This window comes from Bacillus sp. FSL R9-9497 (assembly GCF_038005805.1).
Taxonomy (GTDB): domain Bacteria; phylum Bacillota; class Bacilli; order Bacillales; family Bacillaceae_G; genus Bacillus_A; species Bacillus_A cereus.
Genome location: NZ_JBBOTY010000001.1, coordinates 1,436,246 through 1,457,806, shown reverse-complemented (window position 1 = coordinate 1,457,806; position 21,561 = coordinate 1,436,246). Strand labels below are relative to the sequence as shown.

Sequence of the window (21,561 nt, the reverse complement as noted above, 5' to 3'; positions counted from 1 at the left end):
ACTTTATATTACGAAAAAGAATAGAACAAAAAAAATCAACCGAACGGTTGATTTTTTATCTCCTACTATAATGCGCAGTATCAATACCACGCTGCATTAACCAATGATATGTTTCACCCTTTACAACAAGAGATACAGATTGCAACTCTTCTATCGTCTTCGCACCAAGAGCTGTCATTATAAATTTCAAATCTGTATGTAGAAGCTCAATTTCATCCACTAACTTCTCGATACCATCTTGCATTAAAATACGTAAAAAGTAACCAGCAAACGCAGTTGTATTCGCCCCTAATGCGATCGCTTTCGCTACGTCAAGCGCTGTTTGTATACCCCCAGATGCAATAAAAGAGAGGTTATTATTTGTAGAGGTTGCTTCAATAATCGAGGTTGCTGTTTGTATGCCCCAGTTATTAAAATAAGAAAGCATTCGCTGTCTTCTTTCATTTTCAACAGCAGCAAAATTTGTACCACCTTGCCCACCAATATCAATTGCTGTTACACCTACGTTCACTAACTGTTGCATTGTTTCCTTACTCATCCCAAATCCAACTTCTTTTACAATGATAGGAACTTTACTATTTAAAACAATTTTCTCAATACGCTGAAGTACTCCAGTAAAATCACGGTCTCCTTCTGGCATCGTTAACTCTTGTATGACATTTAAATGAATTTGTAATGCATTCGCTTCAATCATATCAACGGCGCGCTCTGCCTGCTCGATAGTTGCCTCACTACCTAAATTAGCAAAGAAAATACCATTTGGGTTTACCTTTCTAATCACCTTATAAGAAGCAGCTTCACTTTCATCTTTTAACGCCGCCATTTGCGAACCTACAGCCATAGCAAGGTTATGATGTTTCGCTACATATGCTAATTGCTCATTAATATGTAACGTTTTCTCTCCTCCACCACCAGTCATCGCATTGATAAAAATCGGCGAACTTAGTGAAAGTTCGCCGATTTTTGTTTCACATGTTATTGTGTCATAATTTGAATTTGGCAAGCTTTGATGCACAAAATCAATATCATGAAAGCCATGCGTACGAGACTGACCAGTAGAAAGAGCGTATTCAATATGATCTAATTTACGTTTTGCCCTTACCACTTGTACCCCTCATTATTTCTTTAATTTTTTCAATTGTTCACCAATAATATCACTTAATTGGAAAGTAGCAGAATCAGCATTTGGCTCATACTGACTATAATCTTCAGTTACATTATTTTCCTCAAGCGCTTCTTTTATACTTAAAGAAATACGTTTCTCTGCTACGTGAACTTCAAGTACTTTCACTTTTACTTCTTGTCCCATTTCCAATACTTCATTCGGATTTTTCACGTGACGATTTGCAATTTGAGATACGTGTACAAGTCCTTCAACGCCCGGTAAAACCTCAACGAATGCACCAAATGTAACAAGGCGTTTTACTACTCCCTCACGAATATCTCCAGCTTTTATTTCGCCAGCAACGTTTTCCCAAGGTCCTGGTTGAGCTGCTTTAATTGATAAAGAAATACGTTGTGTATCAGCATCAACAGATAACACCTTTACCTTAACCTTTTGACCTTGCTCTAACACTTCAGAAGGTTGCTCTACACGTTCATGTGAAATTTGTGAAATGTGAACTAAACCGTCCACTCCACCAACATTAACGAATGCGCCAAAGTCAGTTAATCGTTGTACTGTTCCTTCAACAACGTCCCCTTCTTTTAATGAAGAAATTGCTTCTTTTTTCTTAGAATCTAGTTCTAATTCTACTACCGCTTTATGCGAAAGGATTACACGATTTTTTTCACGGTCTAATTCAACAATTTTCACCGCTAATGTTTTACCTTTATAGTCAGTAAAGTCTTCTACATAATGTACTTCTACAAGTGAAGCTGGAATAAAACCGCGAACACCAAGGTCCACAACTAATCCGCCATTCACAATATCTTTTACAGTAACATCAAATACATGACCAGAAGTAAATTTCTCTTGTAGTTCTACCCATGCTTTTTCTGCATCAACAGCACGTTTAGATAAGACAAGATCATCTTCTTCTAATTTAATAATTTTTAACTCTAGTGTTTGATCTAATTCTACAACATCGCTTGCTTTTTCAATATGAACGTTAGCTAATTCACTAATTGGAATTACGCCATCTGTTTTGTATCCAACATTTACAAGCACTTGTTTCTCTTCAACCTTCGTTACAGAACCTGTAACAACGTCACCAACTTGTAATTCTTTTGAATCCATAACTTCTTCATTCATTTTCTCTACCATGGAAATACCTCCCTACAGAATTGACAAAGCATTTTTTATGTATATACGAAATGAAAACAAAGTTTTCATTTGCATGTTTAAGAATTTCTCATCACATACTCTTTTTCAATAACATTCACAAGAAAATATATTAAACCTATATAAATAGTATACAGCAAAACCAGCTTGAAAAAAGTATGTTTTGAAATATAATAGCGAATATATTCTGACAGTTTTATTCCTCTTTAACTAACTTCTTACAAATCAGCTCATTTGTCAAGGAAAGAGACTCACAATTCACGTATCCTTTACATTTCTATTTAAACAAAAAAAGAAAGAGGATTATCCCCTTTCTTTATTTCGCAAACACTCCAGAAACAATGCTCATAATTTTTTGGACAACTTCTTCAATTGATAAAGAAGTCGTATCTAATTCCAATGCATCATCAGCCTTTTTTAGTGGAGAAACTTCGCGTTCTGAATCTAATTTATCACGCTGAGCAATTTCTTCTTTTAGCTGCTCTAAATTAGAATCGAAACCTTTATTTAAATTTTCTAAATGCCTTCTTTCCGCTCTTTCTTCAACAGAAGCAAGCATAAAGATTTTCACTTCAGCATCCGGTAATACATGTGTACCAATATCACGGCCGTCCATTACAACGCCACCTTTTTTCGCTAACTCTTGCTGACGACGTACCATTTCTTCACGAACAAGGCGATGTTTCGCTACAATAGATACTCGATTCGTCACATCAGGTGTACGAATTACTTCAGAAACATCTTGTCCATTTAAAAATACAAGCTGTGTATTTTCTCCTTGCTGAAACTCAATATTTACATTCTTTACAACTTCCATTAACTGCTCTTCATTTTCAATGTCTACTTTTTGTTCAAGGGCTGCATATGTAAGCGTACGGTACATTGCGCCTGTATCAATATAAACATAAGAAAGTTCCTTCGCAACAACTTTTGCCACTGTACTTTTCCCTGCAGCTGCTGGACCATCTATAGCAATCGAAATTCGTTTATCCATTGTAACACCTCATTTTTTCACTTATAAAACAAAACGAAAAGCAGGTGTTCACCCTGCTTCTTCTCATTTGCTTCGCGTCATTAAATCCTCAATTATTGTAGCATAATCCTTCATAGAAGAAAATGAAAACTACCGATTCACCTGCAAGATTTCCACTTTGTTTTTTACCATAACACCCTCATAATAAACAATTTTAGATAAATATTTCACTGATGACTTATGTATAAATAACAATTGTACAACAGAAAGACAAATGAATTGTATTATTAATATACGAATAAAAATTCTCTCCATCTTTTTCACCGTAATTTCTCCCTCCTATACTATATTTGCACATTTCGTTTCGTAATTTTATACATCGTACATATAGCAGTTAATTTTATTGTCATTTTCGAGGCATACTTTTATACATTTCCATTGTCGAATTTACTCAAAACATGTTATGTTCTAAATGTATTTTTTTACTTGAAAGGGGTATAAGCATTGAAAAGAATCCTAGTTTTACACACAGGTGGAACAATTGCAATGGAGGAAGATAAAGAAACTGGGGTCGTACAACCAGGTAAAAAAAATCCTCTTTTAAAATTCATTCCTGATTTAGAAGGCGATGTTGATTTAATCGTTGAAGATGTGTTCCATCTACCATCTCCTCATATGACACCGAGCGAAATGTTACAATTACAAGTCATCATTGATGAAAGAGTAAAACAAGACAACATTCATGGCGTAGTTATTACGCATGGTACGGATACATTAGAAGAAACAGCTTATTTCTTAGATTTAACAGTACAAGCAACTATTCCGATCGTAGTGACAGGTGCAATGCGCTCTAGCAATGAGTTAGGTGCTGATGGTCTATATAACTTCTTATCAGCTGTAAAAGTTGCTAGTTTTGATGAAGCTGCAGAAAAAGGTGTTTTAGTCGTATTAAACGACGAAATTCATTGCGCTACAAATGTAACGAAAACACATACAAGTAATGTCGCAACATTCCAAAGTCCACAATACGGACCAATTGGAATGGTAACAAAACGCGGCGTTGTCTTCCATCACGCTTTAGTACATCGCGAATCATATACGATAAACAAAGTGTCTAAAAATGTAGTTGTTCTAAAAGCATATGCTGGCATGGATGATACATTATTAGCAGCAATCGAAAATCTTCCTGTAGACGGCATTGTTATCGAAGCTCTTGGACAAGGTAATCTCCCTCCAAGAACACTACCTAGCCTAGAAAGATTATTAAATAAAGGTATTCCTGTCGTATTAGTTTCTCGCTGTTTCAACGGTATCGTTCAAGACGTATATTCGTATGAAGGTGGCGGTAAACACTTAAAAGATATGGGCATTGTATTCACATACGGCTTAAATGCACAAAAAGCACGCATTAAATTACTTGTTGCATTAGAGAATACAAATTCCCATGAATCCATTCAAAATATGTTTATGCACGAATAAAAAGGAGCTGTCGAGATTTTCCCGACAGCTCCTTTTTATTTTTCTCTTGATGCAATGGTTTGCGCAATCGCATCTCCATGAAATCTACCGTTCTCGATAAATATTTCATTTGCATTATTTCCAGCAGCAATGACACCTGCAATGAAAATATTTTCAGCATTCGTTTCCATTCTATCCTCTGTATAAATTGGACGTCCTGTTTCTTCATCAATCTGAACACCCATCTTCGTTAAGAAGCTATGATCAGGATGATAACCAGTCATCGCAAATACAAAATCGTTTTGGATTGTAAAAGCTTCACCATCAACTGTAAACGTTAATGTATGCTCAGCAATCTCTTTCACATGAGCTCCAAAATGCATTTGAATTGTACCGTTTCGTACTAACGCCTCAAATTCCGGCAAAATCCAAGGCTTTATGCTTGGTGAATACTCACTTCCACGATACAGTACCGTTACACGTGCACCAGATTTAACAAGTTCTAACGCGGCATCTACACTCGAGTTTTTCCCACCTATAACTACTACATCTCGATCAAAATAAGGATGCCCCTCTTTAAAATAGTGAGCTACTTTCTTCAATTCCTCACCTGGAACATTCATATAATTTGGATTATCATAATATCCAGTTGCTACAACAATATATTTCGCTATATACATTTCCTTACTTCCGTCACGCTTTGTCGTCTCAACCTGAAAAACTTCTCCATCTTTTTGAACTTTCTCCACTCGCTCAAAAGCATTTACACGTACAGATTTACGTTTTACTACTTCACGATAATACGCAAGCGCTTGATTTCGAACTGGCTTACGATTTTCTGTAATAAAAGCTACATCACCAATTTCTAATTTTTCACTAGAAGAGAAAAATGTTTGATGAGTTGGATAATTATAAATGGCATTTACAATGTTTCCTTTTTCAATTACTAACGGATTTATCCCTACCTTTTGCAACGAAATTGCAGCCGCTAATCCGCACGGACCGCCTCCGATTATAATAACTGTTTCTTTCTGCATACTCGTCCACTCCTAGTCTTCTACCAATGCACTATTTATAAAAACAAGAAAAAACCTACTTACAGCAGTAGGCACCTATCTTTATTGTATTCATTTTTCATATATTTGTCATCTAAACGAAACGTACATCCGATAGACATCTGCTAAAAACTGCTGAAATTTAATACCTTGTTTCCCTAATACATTCTCAGGATCAATCTTTCTAGCTGGATCAAGCGTTTTATGTGACACGATATCTTTTTTCGGATTTAAGCCAAAGTTTTGGCATAAATACGCATGATACCATGTAAAACGATTATACGCTTCCCAAAAGTTAACATCGCCACCATAACAAAGTTCCACTCCAATGGCCGCCTTATTTGCGTCATAGCCATATAAGTCATTATCCGTCGGCACACCATATCGAACATGATACGCAACTTCATTTATAGGAATAATCTCCAATATTGTTTTATCATCTATAAATGTATGCGCCGAAGCTTTCGGTTGTAATTCATTAAAGTAATCTCGATTCCCTATCGCATTGCTTCCAGGATTCCCTGTATCATGGCTTACGATAAATCTCACTTTAGTCAGAGGAATCCCCGGTCGTGAACTTCCATATCCAATATAATTGCGCTCTATAGGAAACATCGCCATTGCTACCAACTCCCGCTCTAGAAGATTACCTTACTTCCTTATATATGTATTCGGTAGCAATGTCCTTATCGCATATTTCTTACGCGAAGAGAAAATCGAAAATATTTGAAGTGAACACCATAAACAACAAGATACTTACAGCCACTCCATAAAAACCGTAAAACCAAACACAATCTTCTTTCGTATCTAAACCGAAAAATTTATTTACCGATTGTAATAATGTGCCACGCTTGCTTTGTTTGTTTCGTAATACTTCCACTCGCTCTACAACATCTGCTGGCATCATAAATCTTTGGTCTACTGTCATTTTCATCATTTATCTCTCCTTAAAATCATTTCCGTTTTGTTTATCTAAGGAGAGTATAGCACGTTTGTTCGTATAGAACAAGCGTTCTTTTTTATTTTTATTTTATTTTTCAGCAAGCCAAGTAAAAATTGAGATTACAACGGCAATAATCGGCCCTACTACAACCACACCAAATATCAGAAACAGTAGCCCTTCCCCGAACATCCGAATGGTACTTATTTTTCGAGCTTTCATCGTTCTTGCGAGTTCTCCCTCTAACCTCTTAACCTTTTCTTCTAATTGTTCTACTCGCTCCAGCATTTTATTCTCCATATACAACACCTCATTTAATACTTCAACAAAAAAACGTGATTCCCTCGAAAGGAAATCACGTTTTCTCAAGATATAATATTTTATACCCAACCTCTGAAGCGGCTTGCTTCAGCCATTTTACGAACACCAACCATGTACGCCGCTAAGCGCATGTTCACTTTACGAACTTGTGCTGTTTCATAAATAGAATCAAATGATCTTACCATTACTTTTTCTAAACGTTGTTCTACTTCTTCTTCAGTCCAGTAGTAACCTTGGTTATTTTGTACCCACTCAAAGTAAGATACTGTTACACCACCAGCACTTGCTAACACGTCTGGAACAAGTAAAATTCCGCGATCTGTTAAAATTTTAGTCGCTTCTAATGTTGTTGGACCATTTGCAGCTTCAACAACGATTTTCGCTTTAATATCATTAGCATTTTCTTCTGTAATTTGGTTCTCAATTGCAGCTGGAACTAAAATATCGCAATCAAGTTCTAACAATTCTTTGTTTGAAATTGTATTGTTAAATAGCTTTGTTACTGTACCGAAGCTATCACGACGGTCTAATAAATAATCAATATCTAATCCATTTGGATCATGTAACGCGCCGTAAGCATCTGAGATTGCAATAACTTTCGCACCTGCATCATGCATAAATTTAGCTAAGAAGCTACCAGCATTACCGAATCCTTGAACAACAACGCGTGCACCCTTAATATCAATGCCACGTTTTTTCGCAGCTTCGCGAATACAAATTGTTACACCTTTCGCTGTTGCTGTTTCACGTCCATGTGATCCACCTAATACAAGCGGTTTACCTGTAATAAATCCTGGTGAATTAAATTCATCAATACGGCTATACTCATCCATCATCCATGCCATAATTTGAGAGTTTGTGAATACATCTGGAGCTGGAATATCTTTCGTCGGTCCTACGATTTGGCTAATTGCTCGTACATAACCGCGGCTTAATCTTTCTAACTCACGGAATGACATTTCACGTGGATCACAAATAATTCCACCCTTACCTCCACCATATGGTAAATCAACAATACCACATTTTAAACTCATCCAGATTGAAAGTGCTTTCACTTCATTTTCTGTTACATTCGGATGGAAGCGAATCCCACCTTTCGTTGGACCAACAGCATCATTATGTTGTGCACGATATCCTGTAAATATTTTAACAGTCCCGTCATCCATACGAACTGGTATTTTCACTGTCATCATACGAATTGGTTCTTTTAATAATTCATATACTTCGTTTGGATAACCCAATTTTTCTAACGCTTCACTAATAACAATTTGTGTTGAATTCAATAGTTCAAAATGTTGTTCCCTTTGTTGTTGTGTTTTTGTTTGAGTTCCCTTTTCGGCTACCATAGTAAGTAAACCCCCTGTAATTTCACTTGTTTAGTAAACCTTCATTGCCTAGTATACACCCTTAAATTTGGAATGCAATAGAAAACGCTAACAAATATATACAAACTATTTTCTGTTGCAAGCGTTTTCACTATTATTATAGTCCTTTTATTACTTTTAGAAAAGTAAAATACTTAAATATTTAAATGTTTTTTATTTTCATCAACCACACTCCTATAAAACTGCATATTTTATTTTCAAAAAGTATGTTCGAGTATTTACAATCATCCCTTCCCTTCTCCAAATAAAAACAAAACCTCAGCTATGTTGTATTAGCTGAGGTTTTGTTTTTTCACAAAGTAATTGTGTATTTGCTCTATTGCGTTAACATCCATTAATTCTTTACCGTACTCCATGATGCGATAAATGGTTGCTGTAGACGGATTACCGTATTCCGCTAAAATAGCTATAAAATCCGCCTTTAACAATTGAATTTGTTCCTCTTCTTCCACCCAAAGATAGAAGCGCTCATCCCACGTATATAGCTTTCCGCCAGTTACACCAAGGTTATATAAGCGATTCGACAGGTTAATTACGTCATCTAGCGTAGCAAACTCATATAATATATGCTCACTTTCATCTAGAGTCACTTGCATTTCAATAAACTCGTCACGGAACTCATCATCTGTATCCATTTCTTGATTTTCTTTCGTTACAATTACAACCATTCCTTGTGCTTGTAGAGAAAACACTTCAACTGCAATCGGACCATCTGCTTCAAACCCTAATTCCTTATTTGCTTCTTGCATCATATCACGAAATAATTGCTGTACTTTCGGTGCATTTCTCCATAAATCTTCTTTCGTTAATCCTCGTTCAGATAAATCATCAAATGTTAGAAAAATTTTTATCTTATTGTAATTTAATCGTTCCAGCCTCATCTCATACCCTCCCTACGTAACCAATGCATCTAATTTTTATTATATGAAATAGAAAATAGATGGTTCTTTTCGAACAACTATTCCGACATTTTTAACCATCCATCCCATTCTTCTTTCGTATCACCAATTAAGATTGTTTCAATGTCCAACTGGTTTAGAACGCCTAGCTTTCCGATAAATCCAACTGAAAGAGATTCCCTTTTTTCTTGTAATAAATTTATAAAGTTCATCGTCTTTTTCATTTCTTGTTCGTCAGCAAAAGATACAAATACATATTTCGGCTGTATTTCCTCTACCGCTGATAACATACCATCTTCAGCTAAGCTTGTCCTAATATATATCGCCTCATATCCTTTTAAGCGTAAATAAGTTGAAAAAATAAATCCTTTCAATGCATCCTTTTCTAACACAATAACTTTGTGTAAAGAGGAAAACATTGAGGCATTGTGATACACCATCCCTAGACGCGTTTGTAAAAATGATAGTGCATATTGAAATTGCACCATTGAAATCTCATTATTATTTTTTGACGTTAATAATTTGTCTGTCACTCGAAGAACAATACTGGCAACAACCTTCTCTGTTGAATATATACTAAAAGCTTCGTTTAATAATGCAGCAATTGTAATTTCATCAAATTTTAACAAAGCTTGTAGCAAATCGTCCACTAAAACAACTTCTTTATCGAAATGTATCTCTTTTTGAACTGTACTCTGCAAACGATTCTCTTCTAATAATTGAACTGCTTGTCCAATCATCATACCGGAAGAAACTTTTTCCATTAACCATTTTAAAATTTGAATATGCTCTTCTGTATATAAACGATGCCCAGCTTGATTCCGCTTTGGGGCAATAATTTGATATCGTCTTTCCCATGCACGAAGCGTACTCGGCTGAACTCCAATTATATTCGAAACGGCTTTTATATTGTATTTCCCATTAAGAGTTGGCATCATTTCCCTCCGCACAATGTAATGATGTGTGTTTGAGCAGGTGCTCGGAAACGAAGTGGTATCAATGTTGTTCCATACCCATTACTAACAAAGAGAATCGTATTTAAATGGTTATATACGCCACCTTTTAAATATTTTTTAGATGGGAATAATCGGATTTGCCCTCCATGCGTATGTCCACTTAAGACAAGTGAAATCTGTTCATTTCCAGACATTTTTTTTATTATATCAGGGTTGTGACTAACTAGGATACGAAAACCATCTTCTTTACAATCCGCCAATGCCAAATCTAGACGATCACGGTGCAATCCAACATCATCTATACCGAGCAAACAAATTTTCTCGCCTAATTCAGACTCAAATACCACTCTTGTATTATCTAAAACTTTTACGTTATTTTCTAATAATAACGCATCTAATTCATGATATTCTATCTCATAATCATTGTTTCCCCACACAAAATATACAGGAGCTATCTCTCTTAACTTTTGAATATTCGCAGAGATTTTTGATAAAGAGACACCTTTCTCCGCTAAATCTCCTCCGATAATTACGAGATCTACTTTTCCTTTTACTTGCTCAATTAACAAATTCGAAATGACTCTTCTATGAATATCAGAAATAAAAAACACATTTACTTTTTGAAAACTTTTCGGAAATTCTTTAAATACTAAAGTATGTTCCAACACCGTATTACGCATCGCTTCTTTATACATCACAAGAAGCAATAAAATCCCCATGCCTATGAGAGTACTGAATAATATAATCCATATCATATTTTTGACTCCCCTCCTCATAAAGATAATCCTAGGCTTTTATAACAAACTGTGATCGCTTAACTCACTAGCTTTCTTGCTTTGTGGACTTATCTTTTATCGGAATTTTTAATTCTTGACCTGCACTCACTTCATCTTCTTGCAAGTTATTATACTTTTTAATTACTTCAATTCCATTTCCATCTGAAAAATATTGCTTCGCTATACTTTCTAAAGTTTCTCCCTCTTTCACAGTATGCGTTATTACTTTTTCAGAATGTTTCTGTGACTCAGATTTAGCTGAATCAAAGAAGATTACTTCAAACGCACTTTTTCCGGCATTATTACTATCACCCTTCACCTGAATATATTTATCCGTATACCACAAAATACTAATTGGCAGCAGAATGAATAGAAATGTTAAAACCCGGACGAAAATGTGATTTATTTTAAACTTTTGTTTTTTTTCTTTATTTCTATGAATTTCACTACGCGGCGGTAAACTTTCTTTTTCTTCCACTCGCTCAACTTCTAATTCCTCTTCAAAATCAGGAATTCGTTTCCTCATGTTGTTCACCACCACCTTCCATTTATTTTCTTAATTGGAGTCCCATTATAAAATCAACAAGAAAGTGTGCAAAGATTGTTATAAACAAATTTCCTGTCCATTCAAATACATAACCAAAGACAAAACTAATGAAACAGACGAAACAAAACAAAAATGGCTTTGTTATATAACGAATATGTAACACTGCAAATACGAAGCTCGCAATTACAATTCCAAAATGAGTCTGTACTACACCTCTAAATAAAAATTCTTCTGCAAAACCAATTAAGAACGTAATAACGAGTAAATGCAGAACGGACATTCCTCGAAACATCTTATCGTTAATACCACCATCATCAAACCAAGACTCCGGAAACACTCGCATTGCAACATAATCTAATAACACAATACCAATCGCTAACAAACCACCTATAATAAGTATAGATACTGGTTCCCACTTCCATAAATTAAAGACTTCTTTTACATCTTGAAATAATATATATGCCAGTAAACAGCCAATACCGATAATAATTAACTGTGTTATATATAGATTCAGCCTTATTTCCTGCGGACTCATATCTTCAACATTATGCCTTTGAATGTTCATCATTCCTCCATCTTTTCTAGGCCGAAAAGCTTTTGTAACTCTGTTTCCCAATTATAGTCGAAATCCGATTGTTGCGCTCGTCTTTTTTTATAATCTTCTTTTGTAATACCGCAATAATCGCAGCAATTAATTAACTCTTGCTCTTTCCTATAACCGAACTGTTGCAGCACATATTCACGTCTACATCCTTTAACTTGTATCCATGACTTCATATTTTCTAGCTCACTATATTTATTACGCAACCTTAGTTCTACTTCAGCTATTAATCGGTTCATGATTTCATCTGACAAACCTTCTAATAATAATCTTCGTTGTTGTATAATTCCAACCTGTTCGAGATGATAACGAACGAAACGCCAATATTGCTCATTAAATCTTGCTGCATTATAACAAATTTCTTCTACATCTTCTATTGGTAATTCTTTCGTTTGAAACATTCTTTCTTGTAGTAAAGAAAATAAAAATTGTATTTGTGACTTACTTGGCAATTCATCCTCAATGATTGAAATTGGTAAATCATGATCCAACGGACTACATAATAAAATAGCTATACTCGGTTCGCCATCTCTTCCAGCTCTTCCGATTTCTTGTAAGTAAGAAGCTATATTAGTTGGATAATGAAAATGAATAATATATCGCGTATTCGCCTTATTTACCCCCATACCAAATGCACTTGTGCATATTACAAGTTGCAGTTGATCGTTCATAAACTGCTGTTGAATTAACATACGCTCTTCATGTTCCATACCACCATGATAAAAAGCTACACCAGTAACACCTTTTCCTCTCAAGTATTCCGTTAACCTTTCTGTCCACGCTCTACTTGAGCAATATACAATCCCCGGCCCTTGTAAATACATCACCTGCTCTAAAAGCGCCTCTTTCTTTTCTTCTATCGTCTCTACAAATTGCACATCCATTGCAATATTAGGACGGTCAATAGAGTATACATGTTCCGCGGCACCCTTTAAATTTAAACTATTTGCGATATCCTGCAGTACCCCTTTTGTCGCTGTGGCTGTCAATGCTAATACTGTAGGAGAACCAATATTTTCAATAACTACATTTAGTTTTTTATAGTCCGGTCTAAAATCATAACCCCATTGAGAAATACAATGAGCCTCATCAACAACAAATAATGAAATATGAATTTTCTTCAATTCCCTAATTAATAACTCCGACTGTAACATCTCTGGTGAAACAAAAATAAATTTATATGAAGATAATTTTTTCATCGCTTCTCTTTTTTCATTTAATGTCCGAAAACTATTAAATGCTATTACTCGGTTTTTCACAACATACTTTAATTGTGTTACTTGATCTTCCATTAAAGATAATAACGGTGATACAACAAGCACTGTTCCTTCTCGCATAAGCCCCGGAAACTGATAGCACATAGATTTCCCTCTTCCAGTCGGAAGCATTGCTATCACATCTTTTCCTTCTAATAAATCTGTAATAACTCCTTTTTGACCTGGACGAAATTCAGAATATCCAAACCACTTATATAAATATTCTTCAAGTTTCATTTACACCCTCCATCCGCGCTAATACAAGACGAACTTCAAAATAAGAGATATCTTCTCCAACCGCTTGTTTCAAAACACGTAACTTCCGCGTTTGCAATGCTTCAATTACTTTTATTACTTTGTCTATCTTTTCTTTTTCCATAAACATTTCAATAGAAAAATCTTTTTCTCGCAAAGCAATTTCAACAAAATGATCTTCTATCGTTGCAACCTTTAAATTCCGAATCGTCGCTATTTCTTCTAAAGAACGTCCTTGTCTCCAAAAATTATATGTTTTTTTCGTCGATAAACTAAATAATTCGGCTCTCTCATTTGGATAAGATATAATTTCAGCTAATAGTGGAAATTCATTTTCTTTATCACGAACTTCTTGTATAAAGAAATGCATTGTACCCCAAAATAAAAAATACACTCTGAATATATCTTGTTTCGTAATTTCTGCTAATTGTTGCAATGTACAACCAATACGTTCATAACCCGTTAGTCGATATGTTACAATCGTCGCTTCTATCGTATTGCTCTTTTCTAAAAGATTATGTACTTCCGTCCATAGTTTTCTCGCCAACTCACTTCTCTTATATGGTATTCCTGTTAGAAAACGTTTCACCCACATCATTATTTCTGTATCTTGCTGAATTGGGATAAACTTCGTATTATTCTGTTGTAAATTTGATATAGTTTGAATAATTAATGATAATCTTTTCCAAAATGTTTCACCTAATTCACCATAATGTAAACCATGCAAATGCGCCGGAAAAGCATAGACTTCCTCCCATTTATGTAACTGCATTTTACCCGTAGGTGTTAACACATATGTATTTTCATGTATTTCTTGAATAAAATTCGCTTGCAACAACTTTGCAACTTCACCATCATAGTCATTTCTATTCAATGATTTGTATATTCCGAACAAAAAAGAAATTCGGAACATATTTCCATCTTGTAAAGTTTGCGAAGAACGTTTGCCCTTTAGTAAATAATAAATAGAAGAAACGGTTCTTTCACCATTCAATTGTTTTAAACAATGCAACAAAGTATATTGTATTTGCATGACCGCTTCCACCTTCCAATCTTAACTTCATTCTTTTCAGTACAATTACACTATCTACTTTCGCTCATTAAACTTATCATATAAGAACTATATACTTGTATATATTCTATTGTATCAAACGAAATCATATTTACGTATTTTGAAAATCTTATGACATAATTCAAAAATAAGTTGACACTCTAATTGATAAGCATTATCATTATAATTTTATGTTGAAAAGTTTTACAAACCGTTTTACAATAAGGTTATAATTTTTATGGCGAGCTTTTCACATACATATTATCAGGAGGGAAAAAAGATGGCAAAATATACAATCGTTGATAAAGATACTTGTATTGCATGTGGTGCTTGTGGCGCTGCTGCACCAGACATTTATGACTATGATGATGAAGGTATTGCATTTGTAACATTAGATGATAACCAAGGTATCGTTGAAATTCCAGATGTATTAATTGAAGATATGATGGATGCATTCGAAGGCTGTCCAACTGACTCAATTAAAGTTGCTGACGAATCATTCGACGGAGACGCTTTAAAATTCGAATAGTCTTTTATTAACTTCAAAAAATGCCCCTCATATTGATGAGGGGCATTTTTTGTATCTAAATTTTATTTTCCTTAATAAAAAACCATTAGTAGTTTCACACTACTAATGGTTTTAATATATATTATGCATTTTTCATTTTTGCAAACACCCATACTTTCAGGCGTGAGAATAATGCTACAAATACAATTGTTACAACAATCCCTTTAATTAAATTAAATGGTAAGATTGCCGTTACAACCGTTGTTCTTATAGCTTCGCTAGACATAGCCGGTGAATTTAAAAACCAAGTGTAAGCCGGGAATATGATGATGTAGTTTAATACACTCATAATAAGTGCCATTGTAATTGTCCCTAGCATTAATCCTGTAGTTAAACTCTTCACAGTACGATACTTTCTAAATAAGAAAGCTGCTGGTCCAATAAATAAACATCCTGCAATAAAGTTTGCAATTTCTCCAACTGGTACTCCCGTTAAACTTCCTTGAATCCCGTAATGTAAAATGTTCTTTATCGCCTCTACAATCACTCCTGCTACTGGTCCAAAGATAATTGCTGCAATTAGAGCTGGTACATCACTAAAATCAATTTTCAAAAATGGCGGAAGCCCTGGGAACGGGAAGTCTAACATCATTAGTAAATATGCAATACTACTTAGCATCGCTACACTCACCATCTGCACTACACTGTTTTTTTGTTTCATCTTTCTCTCTCCTTTTCCATCGATCATCTCATGGAAAGTGGAAAGGTTCTGCTATGCCTATTTTTTCATAGAACGAAAAAACCCTTTGTGTTTTACACAAAGGGAGAATTTAAGGCACATCAAACAGACGTTCAAATCCATATCTTTTTTGAACGCTTGAACCTCCATCTTCTCCCATCCAGACTATACTGTCGGCTTTGGAATCACACCAAATCCTGCCTTAACGGCTCGCGGGCTTAGAACAAAATCATAAATAGTTCATCACCGCCGGTCGGGATTTTCACCCTGCCCCGAAGATAGACCGATATTCTATTTTCCCCTTCATTATACAACAACCTCATAACATTGTGAACTAAAAAATTGTAACTTATTTAAAATTAGTTATTTATTTTTCGTAACAAAAAATAAATTGCGAGATATTTTACAATACAATCCATATTTTTTATTATTCGGCATTTCTCTTTTGAATTACCTAGTCATATATAATTAAAAGTGATAAGATATTGAATTGTTAAGATAAGAACATTTTCTGAGTTATGGAGGAAATGTCATGAAAAAAGACAAGAGACATTCTATTCGAGAAGCAATGAAAAAAAACTTAAGAAAAGAATACTTTTACTTAAAAAAAGAATTACTTTTCTATTGCCCAATTGATTTAGGCACATTCTCAAACGAGACATACTATGCTACTTTCGATGAAGATGGCATCAGTATTTATCAGTATGATAAAAAAACAGAAAGTAAATTAAAATTGTGTGAGCGTCATCCGTGGAAGAGTTGGAATAAAGTGAAGATTGATCACTATTTGACAACTTCTCAATTTATTTTTCAGGGTGAGCGAAATTGGATCTTATCTCTTTTTCAAAAAGGAAAAGAAGCTCAAAAAATTATTGAAGAGCATACATCTTTACAAACAGAAGTTGTTTCCCGCTCTTTCTTAAAAAAACTTCCTGGTTTTCGTTCTAATACACCACTGAATAAATACATCGGTAGTATTTGTTACACTGCACTTATTGCATTTTCATTAAAATGGATGATTCCATTTCAAGCACCACAAATCGCCCTGTATTCTATTTCGATTGGTTGTATGCTTCTTGGCCTACTTTGTTTGACAATCGGTTTAATTGAACCGACTATCGTACTGTTTCGAACAAAAGAGAAAACAAGAACAAAAGTTTTTTACTTATATAGCTATTTAGCTATTTCTGGATTTATATGTGTCTTTATTTTTTGGTAAAAGAAGCCGTCCCAAAATAAATTTTGGGACGGTTTTCTTTTAGATATAGATGCTCTGATTCACTCAATAGTTCTAGCAAAAGCGCCCATATAATTTCATTTACATTGAACCTTATTTAAGAAGAACATAAATTTGTTCAAAGTTTAATTTTTGAGATGTTTCCTTCACTTAACATATAATTGTTGATTAGGATAAATTAGCTCTTGCTGCAATCCATTTTTTTCTTTAATTTCCTTAAGTGTCATACTAAATTTCCGTGCAATACTAACTAAAGTATCCCCTTTTTGTACGACATATAATGATGAAGAAACAACTTCATTTCTTTGTTCATTTAAAACAAGCAATGGGTTCATCGCATTCTTTTTCGCCATCGTCCATCTTCCTTGATGAAGTTCTAGATGTAAGTGTGCACCTCGCGATTCTCCCGTGTTCCCTACTTCTCCAATTTTTTCTCCTTTGGAAATATAATCTCCTTGCCCCACATATCTCTTATTTAAATGTGCATATACAGCCTCATATTCTCCGTGTTTAATAAATACAACATTTCCATAACTACTTGAATAATAAGACTTCGTTACCCTACCATCTTGAATAGCTGCCACAGGCGTTCCAATCGGCGCAGCTACATCAATACCATAGTGTTTTCCATGCCTTGTCCCAAAATAATCACTTATCTGACCTTCAACAGGCCATGTCCATCGATTTTCTTCTGCATAAACATGTAATTGAGATACAAACAGTATACTCAATAACATGACGCCGCATTTTAAAACTTTCATATACATCCTCCGTTTTCTAATTACCACCATACCTTCTCTATTTTGGTATATTACAGAAAAAAGTATACAAAAAAAGAAAGTGAATTACTCCACTTCCTTCTCTTTCTTATCACGAAAAACTAATGCACTACGGTTATACTCCACATCTTTCACTTGTAATCGGGCATTTATTACTCGAGCTATCGCAAACAAATAATCAGATAATCTATTTACATACTTTAAGACAACTTCATTTATTTTCACTTCTTTTTGCAATGATACTATAGAGCGTTCTGCTCTCCTTACAACAGTACGTGCAATATGAATAGTAGCCGCCGCCTCGCTACCACCTGGCAAAATAAAGCGTTCTAATGGCGGGGCTTCTTCTATATATAAATCAATCTTTCTTTCTAAACTTTCAACCATCTCAATTGTCACTTTATAAGGAATTTTTTGTTCCACTATTGCCAAGTCTCCTCCGCAATCAAATAGTTCATGTTGAATATTTTCGAGCTCATTGTAAATATCTCTAAAAGCCCCGCCTTGAACCTTAGTCATTGCATATCCAATATGAGAATTTGCCTCGTCTATTGTTCCATACGCTTCCACACGGATATCATCTTTATCAACCCTGCCACCTATTACACTTGTCGTTCCTTTATCTCCTGTTTTTGTATATAATTTCATTTCTTCACAGCACCCTCTCTTGTTATTCTTGATTCGATCAAGATAGAAAAAAGTTCTACCATTCTTTATTTAATTGAGTTTACAAAAAAATAAAAAACAGCAGAACTTTATTCATTATCAACTTTAAAAACACATATCTAAATTATACGATTCGGTAAATATACAGAGAATGTAGTTCCTTCTCCAACAACACTTGATACAGAAATTTTACCGTCATGGCCTTGAACAATATTTTTCGCAATCGCAAGCCCAAGTCCTGTTCCACCCTTTTTCCCACGTGTTCTTGCTTTATCAGCTTTATAGAAACGATCAAATAAAAATGGAATATCCTCTTCTGGAATGCCTGCACCCGAATCTTGTACTTCAAAAATGAGGCCATTATTTTTTGTATCAATTACAAGCGTTACATGTCCACCCGCATTCGTATGACGAATTGCGTTATCAATCAAGTTCGTCAACACTTGTTCCATCCGATCTGCATCAAACGCATATTCTTCAATCTGATTCCGGAAATCAACTGTTAGTTCAACTTCTTTATCCTTTGCAATCCCTTGGAATTTACGACCAATTTTTTCCACAAATGGATGTATGTCGACTTCACCAATATGTAACTCTACGTGACCGCTTTCCATACGAGCTAAATCTAACAATTCATTTACAAGTTTACCTAAACGAACGGATTCATCATAAATGATTTGAACAAACTCATCTATTTCCTCTTTCGTTTGCACAATATCATCTAAAATCGCTTCACTATACCCTTGCAGCATGACCATCGGTGTACGAAGTTCATGTGATACATTCGCAATAAAGTCTTGACGCATTTTCTCAAGACGACGTTCTTCCGTCATATCTCGCAGTACCGCTACAGCCCCACGAATTTTCGTTTGATTGTAAAGTGGTGTCATAAGAACTACATAGTTCCCTTTTTGTAAATTAATTTCAACAACTTGTTGTTGCTCGCTTTCTACAACGAGATGGAATAGTTCCACAAGTTCAGAAGGTAATTTTTTTCTTAACTCTATCTCTTTTTCTTCTTGCCAAACTTGTAAGAAATGTTCAGCCGGTGGATTAATAACTACGACTTCACCTTCTTGATTTAACGTAATAACTCCATCTGCCATACTACTCAAAATACTGGCTAACTGTTCTTTTTCTTGCTGCAAAGCATTCATATTAAACTTCAACTGTTTACCCATTTGATTTAAGGCCGTTGCCAGCTCACCAATTTCGTCCTGAGATACCATAGGAGCCTTTGCATCAAATTTCCCACGTGACACTTCAAAAGCAACCTCACGCATTTTACGAAGCGGTGCTGTAATCCGAGTAGATAAGAAGAACGCAAAGAAAGTTGTTAATATAATCGCAATCCCAGCGGCTAAGAAAATGAAATCAGTCGTTCTCTCCATATCTTTTATTGGCACTTGTAAAGATTCATATACGAACACTGCGCTTTGATTTTTTGATTGCACTGGTTTCCCAACGATCACAATATCATTTTCAGTGCTTTTATTCTTTCTACTATCAGAAGCTTTTCTAATGTTGTTCTTAATTTCTTTTTTGTCCGTAAAAACAGCGGCTAATTCTTTATCTTCTTTTAAATCATCCATTGTAAGAGTGACTAACCCTTCTTGTTTCGGTGAAGAAGAGATTTCCTTGCCATCTTCTACAATAATAATCCTTGAAAGTGGATCAGAGAATTTGTACGCGATGTTCTCAATCGTTTTTACATCGGCACCTTCTTCAATTAATTCCGTAACACTTGTTGCGACTTTTTGAAGTCTATTTTCACTCATATCAACATAATACGTTCTAAAAAATTGTGAAAGTAAAATCGCAACAAATCCAAGAACAAACGAAACGAGAAGTAATATGGTCATCCATAACTTCCCTACTACACTTCTCCAAAGCATCAGTCGTTCACAACCTCAAATTTGTAACCTACACCCCAAACAGTAACAATCATTTTCGCTGCATCTGGTGATTTTTTGCTTAACTTCTCACGTAAACGCTTTACATGTGTATCAACTGTACGTAAATCTCCGAAGAATTCATATTGCCATACTTCTTTTAACAGCTGCTCACGATCGAATACTTTATCAGGAGCTTTCGCTAAAAATAATAGTAACTCATATTCTTTCGGCGTTAAGTTTACTTCATTGCCATCTGCAGTAACACGGTGTGCATCGTTATCAATTGTTAAGTGAGGGAATACAGTAACATCTTTTGTCGTTGTATCTTGTGTAAAGAATGTTGTTGGTACAGCACGACGTAATACCGCTTTCACACGTAGCACGACCTCACGTGGACTAAACGGCTTTACAATATAATCATCTGTTCCAACTTCAAATCCTTGTACTCTATTTACTTCTTCACCTTTTGCTGTCAGCATAATAATTGGTGTCGCTTTCTTCTCACGAACCCCTTTACATACTTCAATGCCATCTTTACCAGGCATCATAAGATCTAATAAGATTAAATCGTAATCATTTTGCAACGCCATTTCTAAAGCTGTATCACCATTATCTGCTTCTTCAATCGTATATTGTTCTCTTTCTAAGTACATTTTCAATAAACGACGAATACGATCCTCATCATCTACAATTAAAATTCTTGATTCATTTGCCATCTCTACCCGCTGCGTACTCTCACCTCAGCGGTTCACACCTACCCTTCTTTAACTATTATGTTGCGCTATTCTCGTTTATTTAAGCAATCTTCTAAATGTTTCACTTCCCATATTATGCTTCACAAGAATAATAAATTTTGTTCAATTTTTTTCCAAAACTATGTATTTTTTTTGAACTGTATATAATGTCCTCGACATCATTTTACAAAATCAACCGCTACTTTGTCATGTTTTTCTCAAAAAAGAAGAAAAGTTGACAAAAAT

General features: G+C 34.9%; 24 protein-coding genes and 1 riboswitch. Of the genes, 3 read left to right on the top strand and 21 right to left on the bottom strand.

All coding sequences use genetic code 11. The features are described 5' to 3' along the window. Positions 1–55: 55 nt before the first annotated feature. The 4 genes from MKY21_RS07600 to MKY21_RS07585 form a co-directional block, all read right to left on the bottom strand. On the bottom strand, positions 56–1,105 hold the full coding sequence (locus MKY21_RS07600) for a type 2 isopentenyl-diphosphate Delta-isomerase (protein ID WP_341075839.1): 1,050 nt from the start codon (positions 1,103–1,105) through the stop codon (positions 56–58). Between the two features lie 12 nt (positions 1,106–1,117). Further along, a complete protein-coding gene (gene rpsA / locus MKY21_RS07595; RefSeq protein WP_000229561.1) occupies positions 1,118–2,266 on the bottom strand; it encodes a 30S ribosomal protein S1 in 1,149 nt (382 codons plus the stop codon). 334 nt (positions 2,267–2,600) lie between these two features. Further along, the gene (gene cmk, locus MKY21_RS07590) at positions 2,601–3,278 is read right to left on the bottom strand and encodes a (d)CMP kinase (protein ID WP_000361252.1); all 678 of its coding nucleotides are present in this window, start codon (positions 3,276–3,278) and stop codon (positions 2,601–2,603) included. A 129-nt stretch (positions 3,279–3,407) separates the two neighbouring features. Next, complete coding sequence (locus MKY21_RS07585) at positions 3,408–3,581, bottom strand: YpfB family protein (protein ID WP_000738057.1); 174 nt, start codon at positions 3,579–3,581, stop codon at positions 3,408–3,410. A 180-nt stretch (positions 3,582–3,761) separates the two neighbouring features. Between MKY21_RS07585 and ansA the strand changes: the two genes are divergently transcribed. Next, positions 3,762–4,736: an asparaginase gene (ansA, locus tag MKY21_RS07580; protein ID WP_000822027.1), complete on the top strand. Its 975-nt coding sequence runs from the start codon at positions 3,762–3,764 to the stop codon at positions 4,734–4,736. Between the two features lie 35 nt (positions 4,737–4,771). Here ansA and MKY21_RS07575 read toward each other — a convergent pair whose 3' ends face one another. The 12 genes from MKY21_RS07575 to MKY21_RS07520 form a co-directional block, all read right to left on the bottom strand. Next, complete coding sequence (locus tag MKY21_RS07575) at positions 4,772–5,752, bottom strand: YpdA family putative bacillithiol disulfide reductase (RefSeq protein ID WP_001168515.1); 981 nt, start codon at positions 5,750–5,752, stop codon at positions 4,772–4,774. Between the two features lie 108 nt (positions 5,753–5,860). Beyond that, the gene (locus MKY21_RS07570) at positions 5,861–6,391 is read right to left on the bottom strand and encodes a peptidoglycan recognition protein family protein (protein ID WP_001240655.1); all 531 of its coding nucleotides are present in this window, start codon (positions 6,389–6,391) and stop codon (positions 5,861–5,863) included. A gap of 79 nt (positions 6,392–6,470) precedes the next feature. Beyond that, a complete protein-coding gene (locus tag MKY21_RS07565; protein ID WP_001983018.1) occupies positions 6,471–6,707 on the bottom strand; it encodes a DUF3961 domain-containing protein in 237 nt (78 codons plus the stop codon). Positions 6,708–6,800: 93 nt separating this feature from the next. Next, positions 6,801–7,010 carry a hypothetical protein gene (locus tag MKY21_RS07560; RefSeq protein WP_000428473.1) on the bottom strand — a complete coding sequence of 70 codons (210 nt, stop codon included), beginning with the start codon at positions 7,008–7,010 and terminating at the stop codon, positions 6,801–6,803. 80 nt (positions 7,011–7,090) lie between these two features. Beyond that, entirely contained in the window at positions 7,091–8,377 is a 1,287-nt protein-coding gene (gene gudB, locus MKY21_RS07555) for an NAD-specific glutamate dehydrogenase (RefSeq protein ID WP_000225173.1), read from the bottom strand. A 311-nt stretch (positions 8,378–8,688) separates the two neighbouring features. Continuing rightward, positions 8,689–9,297 (bottom strand): genetic competence negative regulator, encoded by a 609-nt coding sequence (locus MKY21_RS07550; RefSeq protein ID WP_001235402.1) that lies wholly within the window; start codon positions 9,295–9,297, stop codon positions 8,689–8,691. A 77-nt stretch (positions 9,298–9,374) separates the two neighbouring features. Next, positions 9,375–10,250: a MerR family transcriptional regulator gene (locus MKY21_RS07545; RefSeq protein ID WP_001142651.1), complete on the bottom strand. Its 876-nt coding sequence runs from the start codon at positions 10,248–10,250 to the stop codon at positions 9,375–9,377. Next, complete coding sequence (locus MKY21_RS07540) at positions 10,250–11,026, bottom strand: metallophosphoesterase (protein WP_000637796.1); 777 nt, start codon at positions 11,024–11,026, stop codon at positions 10,250–10,252. Before MKY21_RS07540 ends, MKY21_RS07545 begins: the two co-directional genes overlap by 1 nt. 67 nt (positions 11,027–11,093) lie before the next feature. Then, positions 11,094–11,573 carry a LysM peptidoglycan-binding domain-containing protein gene (locus MKY21_RS07535; RefSeq protein ID WP_001231553.1) on the bottom strand — a complete coding sequence of 160 codons (480 nt, stop codon included), beginning with the start codon at positions 11,571–11,573 and terminating at the stop codon, positions 11,094–11,096. A gap of 22 nt (positions 11,574–11,595) precedes the next feature. After that, complete coding sequence (locus MKY21_RS07530; RefSeq protein ID WP_001025780.1) at positions 11,596–12,159, bottom strand: CPBP family intramembrane glutamic endopeptidase; 564 nt, start codon at positions 12,157–12,159, stop codon at positions 11,596–11,598. Beyond that, positions 12,159–13,688: an ATP-dependent DNA helicase RecQ gene (recQ, locus tag MKY21_RS07525; protein ID WP_016117484.1), complete on the bottom strand. Its 1,530-nt coding sequence runs from the start codon at positions 13,686–13,688 to the stop codon at positions 12,159–12,161. Before recQ ends, MKY21_RS07530 begins: the two co-directional genes overlap by 1 nt. After that, positions 13,678–14,739, bottom strand: coding sequence for a helix-turn-helix domain-containing protein (locus MKY21_RS07520; protein ID WP_001167008.1), 1,062 nt, complete (start codon positions 14,737–14,739; stop codon positions 13,678–13,680). Before MKY21_RS07520 ends, recQ begins: the two co-directional genes overlap by 11 nt. 298 nt (positions 14,740–15,037) lie before the next feature. On the opposite strand from MKY21_RS07520, the gene MKY21_RS07515 reads away from it, so the two are divergent. After that, positions 15,038–15,286, top strand: a complete 249-nt coding sequence (locus MKY21_RS07515) for a ferredoxin (protein WP_001151993.1) — start codon at positions 15,038–15,040, stop codon at positions 15,284–15,286. Between the two features lie 121 nt (positions 15,287–15,407). On the opposite strand, the gene MKY21_RS07510 is transcribed toward MKY21_RS07515, so the two are convergent. Further along, on the bottom strand, positions 15,408–15,986 hold the full coding sequence (locus tag MKY21_RS07510) for an ECF transporter S component (RefSeq protein WP_000810856.1): 579 nt from the start codon (positions 15,984–15,986) through the stop codon (positions 15,408–15,410). Positions 15,987–16,148: 162 nt separating this feature from the next. Continuing rightward, positions 16,149–16,288, bottom strand: a riboswitch (FMN riboswitch). 248 nt (positions 16,289–16,536) lie between these two features. On the opposite strand from MKY21_RS07510, the gene MKY21_RS07505 reads away from it, so the two are divergent. Beyond that, positions 16,537–17,223 (top strand): hypothetical protein, encoded by a 687-nt coding sequence (locus MKY21_RS07505; protein ID WP_016117483.1) that lies wholly within the window; start codon positions 16,537–16,539, stop codon positions 17,221–17,223. A gap of 164 nt (positions 17,224–17,387) precedes the next feature. Here MKY21_RS07505 and MKY21_RS07500 read toward each other — a convergent pair whose 3' ends face one another. The 4 genes from MKY21_RS07500 to resD all read right to left on the bottom strand — a co-directional run bounded on the left by MKY21_RS07500 (position 17,388) and on the right by resD (position 21,297). Then, positions 17,388–18,002 carry a peptidoglycan DD-metalloendopeptidase family protein gene (locus tag MKY21_RS07500; protein ID WP_000866120.1) on the bottom strand — a complete coding sequence of 205 codons (615 nt, stop codon included), beginning with the start codon at positions 18,000–18,002 and terminating at the stop codon, positions 17,388–17,390. Between the two features lie 84 nt (positions 18,003–18,086). After that, positions 18,087–18,668, bottom strand: a complete 582-nt coding sequence (locus MKY21_RS07495; protein WP_000781277.1) for a cob(I)yrinic acid a,c-diamide adenosyltransferase — start codon at positions 18,666–18,668, stop codon at positions 18,087–18,089. Positions 18,669–18,805: 137 nt separating this feature from the next. Next, positions 18,806–20,581, bottom strand: coding sequence for a sensor histidine kinase ResE (gene resE, locus MKY21_RS07490; RefSeq protein WP_000964695.1), 1,776 nt, complete (start codon positions 20,579–20,581; stop codon positions 18,806–18,808). Continuing rightward, the gene (gene resD, locus MKY21_RS07485) at positions 20,581–21,297 is read right to left on the bottom strand and encodes a DNA-binding response regulator ResD (RefSeq protein WP_001262938.1); all 717 of its coding nucleotides are present in this window, start codon (positions 21,295–21,297) and stop codon (positions 20,581–20,583) included. Before resD ends, resE begins: the two co-directional genes overlap by 1 nt. Between the last annotated feature and the right edge of the window lie 264 nt (positions 21,298–21,561).

What these genes read in the sequence shown, in the direction of transcription:
- recQ (WP_016117484.1), bottom strand. Translation starts at nt 13,688, where the DNA reads ATGAAACTTGAAGAATATTTATATAAGTGGTTTGGATATTCTGAATTT.
- MKY21_RS07495 (WP_000781277.1), bottom strand. Translation starts at nt 18,668, where the DNA reads ATGAAATTATATACAAAAACAGGAGATAAAGGAACGACAAGTGTAATA.
- MKY21_RS07570 (WP_001240655.1), bottom strand. Translation starts at nt 6,391, where the DNA reads ATGGCGATGTTTCCTATAGAGCGCAATTATATTGGATATGGAAGTTCA.
- MKY21_RS07575 (WP_001168515.1), bottom strand. Translation starts at nt 5,752, where the DNA reads ATGCAGAAAGAAACAGTTATTATAATCGGAGGCGGTCCGTGCGGATTA.
- MKY21_RS07530 (WP_001025780.1), bottom strand. Translation starts at nt 12,159, where the DNA reads ATGAACATTCAAAGGCATAATGTTGAAGATATGAGTCCGCAGGAAATA.
- gudB (WP_000225173.1), bottom strand. Translation starts at nt 8,377, where the DNA reads ATGGTAGCCGAAAAGGGAACTCAAACAAAAACACAACAACAAAGGGAA.
- MKY21_RS07510 (WP_000810856.1), bottom strand. Translation starts at nt 15,986, where the DNA reads ATGAAACAAAAAAACAGTGTAGTGCAGATGGTGAGTGTAGCGATGCTA.
- MKY21_RS07505 (WP_016117483.1), top strand. Translation starts at nt 16,537, where the DNA reads ATGAAAAAAGACAAGAGACATTCTATTCGAGAAGCAATGAAAAAAAAC.
- MKY21_RS07565 (WP_001983018.1), bottom strand. Translation starts at nt 6,707, where the DNA reads ATGATGAAAATGACAGTAGACCAAAGATTTATGATGCCAGCAGATGTT.
- cmk (WP_000361252.1), bottom strand. Translation starts at nt 3,278, where the DNA reads ATGGATAAACGAATTTCGATTGCTATAGATGGTCCAGCAGCTGCAGGG.
- MKY21_RS07540 (WP_000637796.1), bottom strand. Translation starts at nt 11,026, where the DNA reads ATGATATGGATTATATTATTCAGTACTCTCATAGGCATGGGGATTTTA.
- resE (WP_000964695.1), bottom strand. Translation starts at nt 20,581, where the DNA reads ATGCTTTGGAGAAGTGTAGTAGGGAAGTTATGGATGACCATATTACTT.
- MKY21_RS07545 (WP_001142651.1), bottom strand. Translation starts at nt 10,250, where the DNA reads ATGCCAACTCTTAATGGGAAATACAATATAAAAGCCGTTTCGAATATA.
- MKY21_RS07520 (WP_001167008.1), bottom strand. Translation starts at nt 14,739, where the DNA reads ATGCAAATACAATATACTTTGTTGCATTGTTTAAAACAATTGAATGGT.
- MKY21_RS07535 (WP_001231553.1), bottom strand. Translation starts at nt 11,573, where the DNA reads ATGAGGAAACGAATTCCTGATTTTGAAGAGGAATTAGAAGTTGAGCGA.
- resD (WP_001262938.1), bottom strand. Translation starts at nt 21,297, where the DNA reads ATGGCAAATGAATCAAGAATTTTAATTGTAGATGATGAGGATCGTATT.
- MKY21_RS07550 (WP_001235402.1), bottom strand. Translation starts at nt 9,297, where the DNA reads ATGAGGCTGGAACGATTAAATTACAATAAGATAAAAATTTTTCTAACA.
- MKY21_RS07560 (WP_000428473.1), bottom strand. Translation starts at nt 7,010, where the DNA reads ATGGAGAATAAAATGCTGGAGCGAGTAGAACAATTAGAAGAAAAGGTT.
- MKY21_RS07500 (WP_000866120.1), bottom strand. Translation starts at nt 18,002, where the DNA reads ATGAAAGTTTTAAAATGCGGCGTCATGTTATTGAGTATACTGTTTGTA.
- MKY21_RS07515 (WP_001151993.1), top strand. Translation starts at nt 15,038, where the DNA reads ATGGCAAAATATACAATCGTTGATAAAGATACTTGTATTGCATGTGGT.
- rpsA (WP_000229561.1), bottom strand. Translation starts at nt 2,266, where the DNA reads ATGGTAGAGAAAATGAATGAAGAAGTTATGGATTCAAAAGAATTACAA.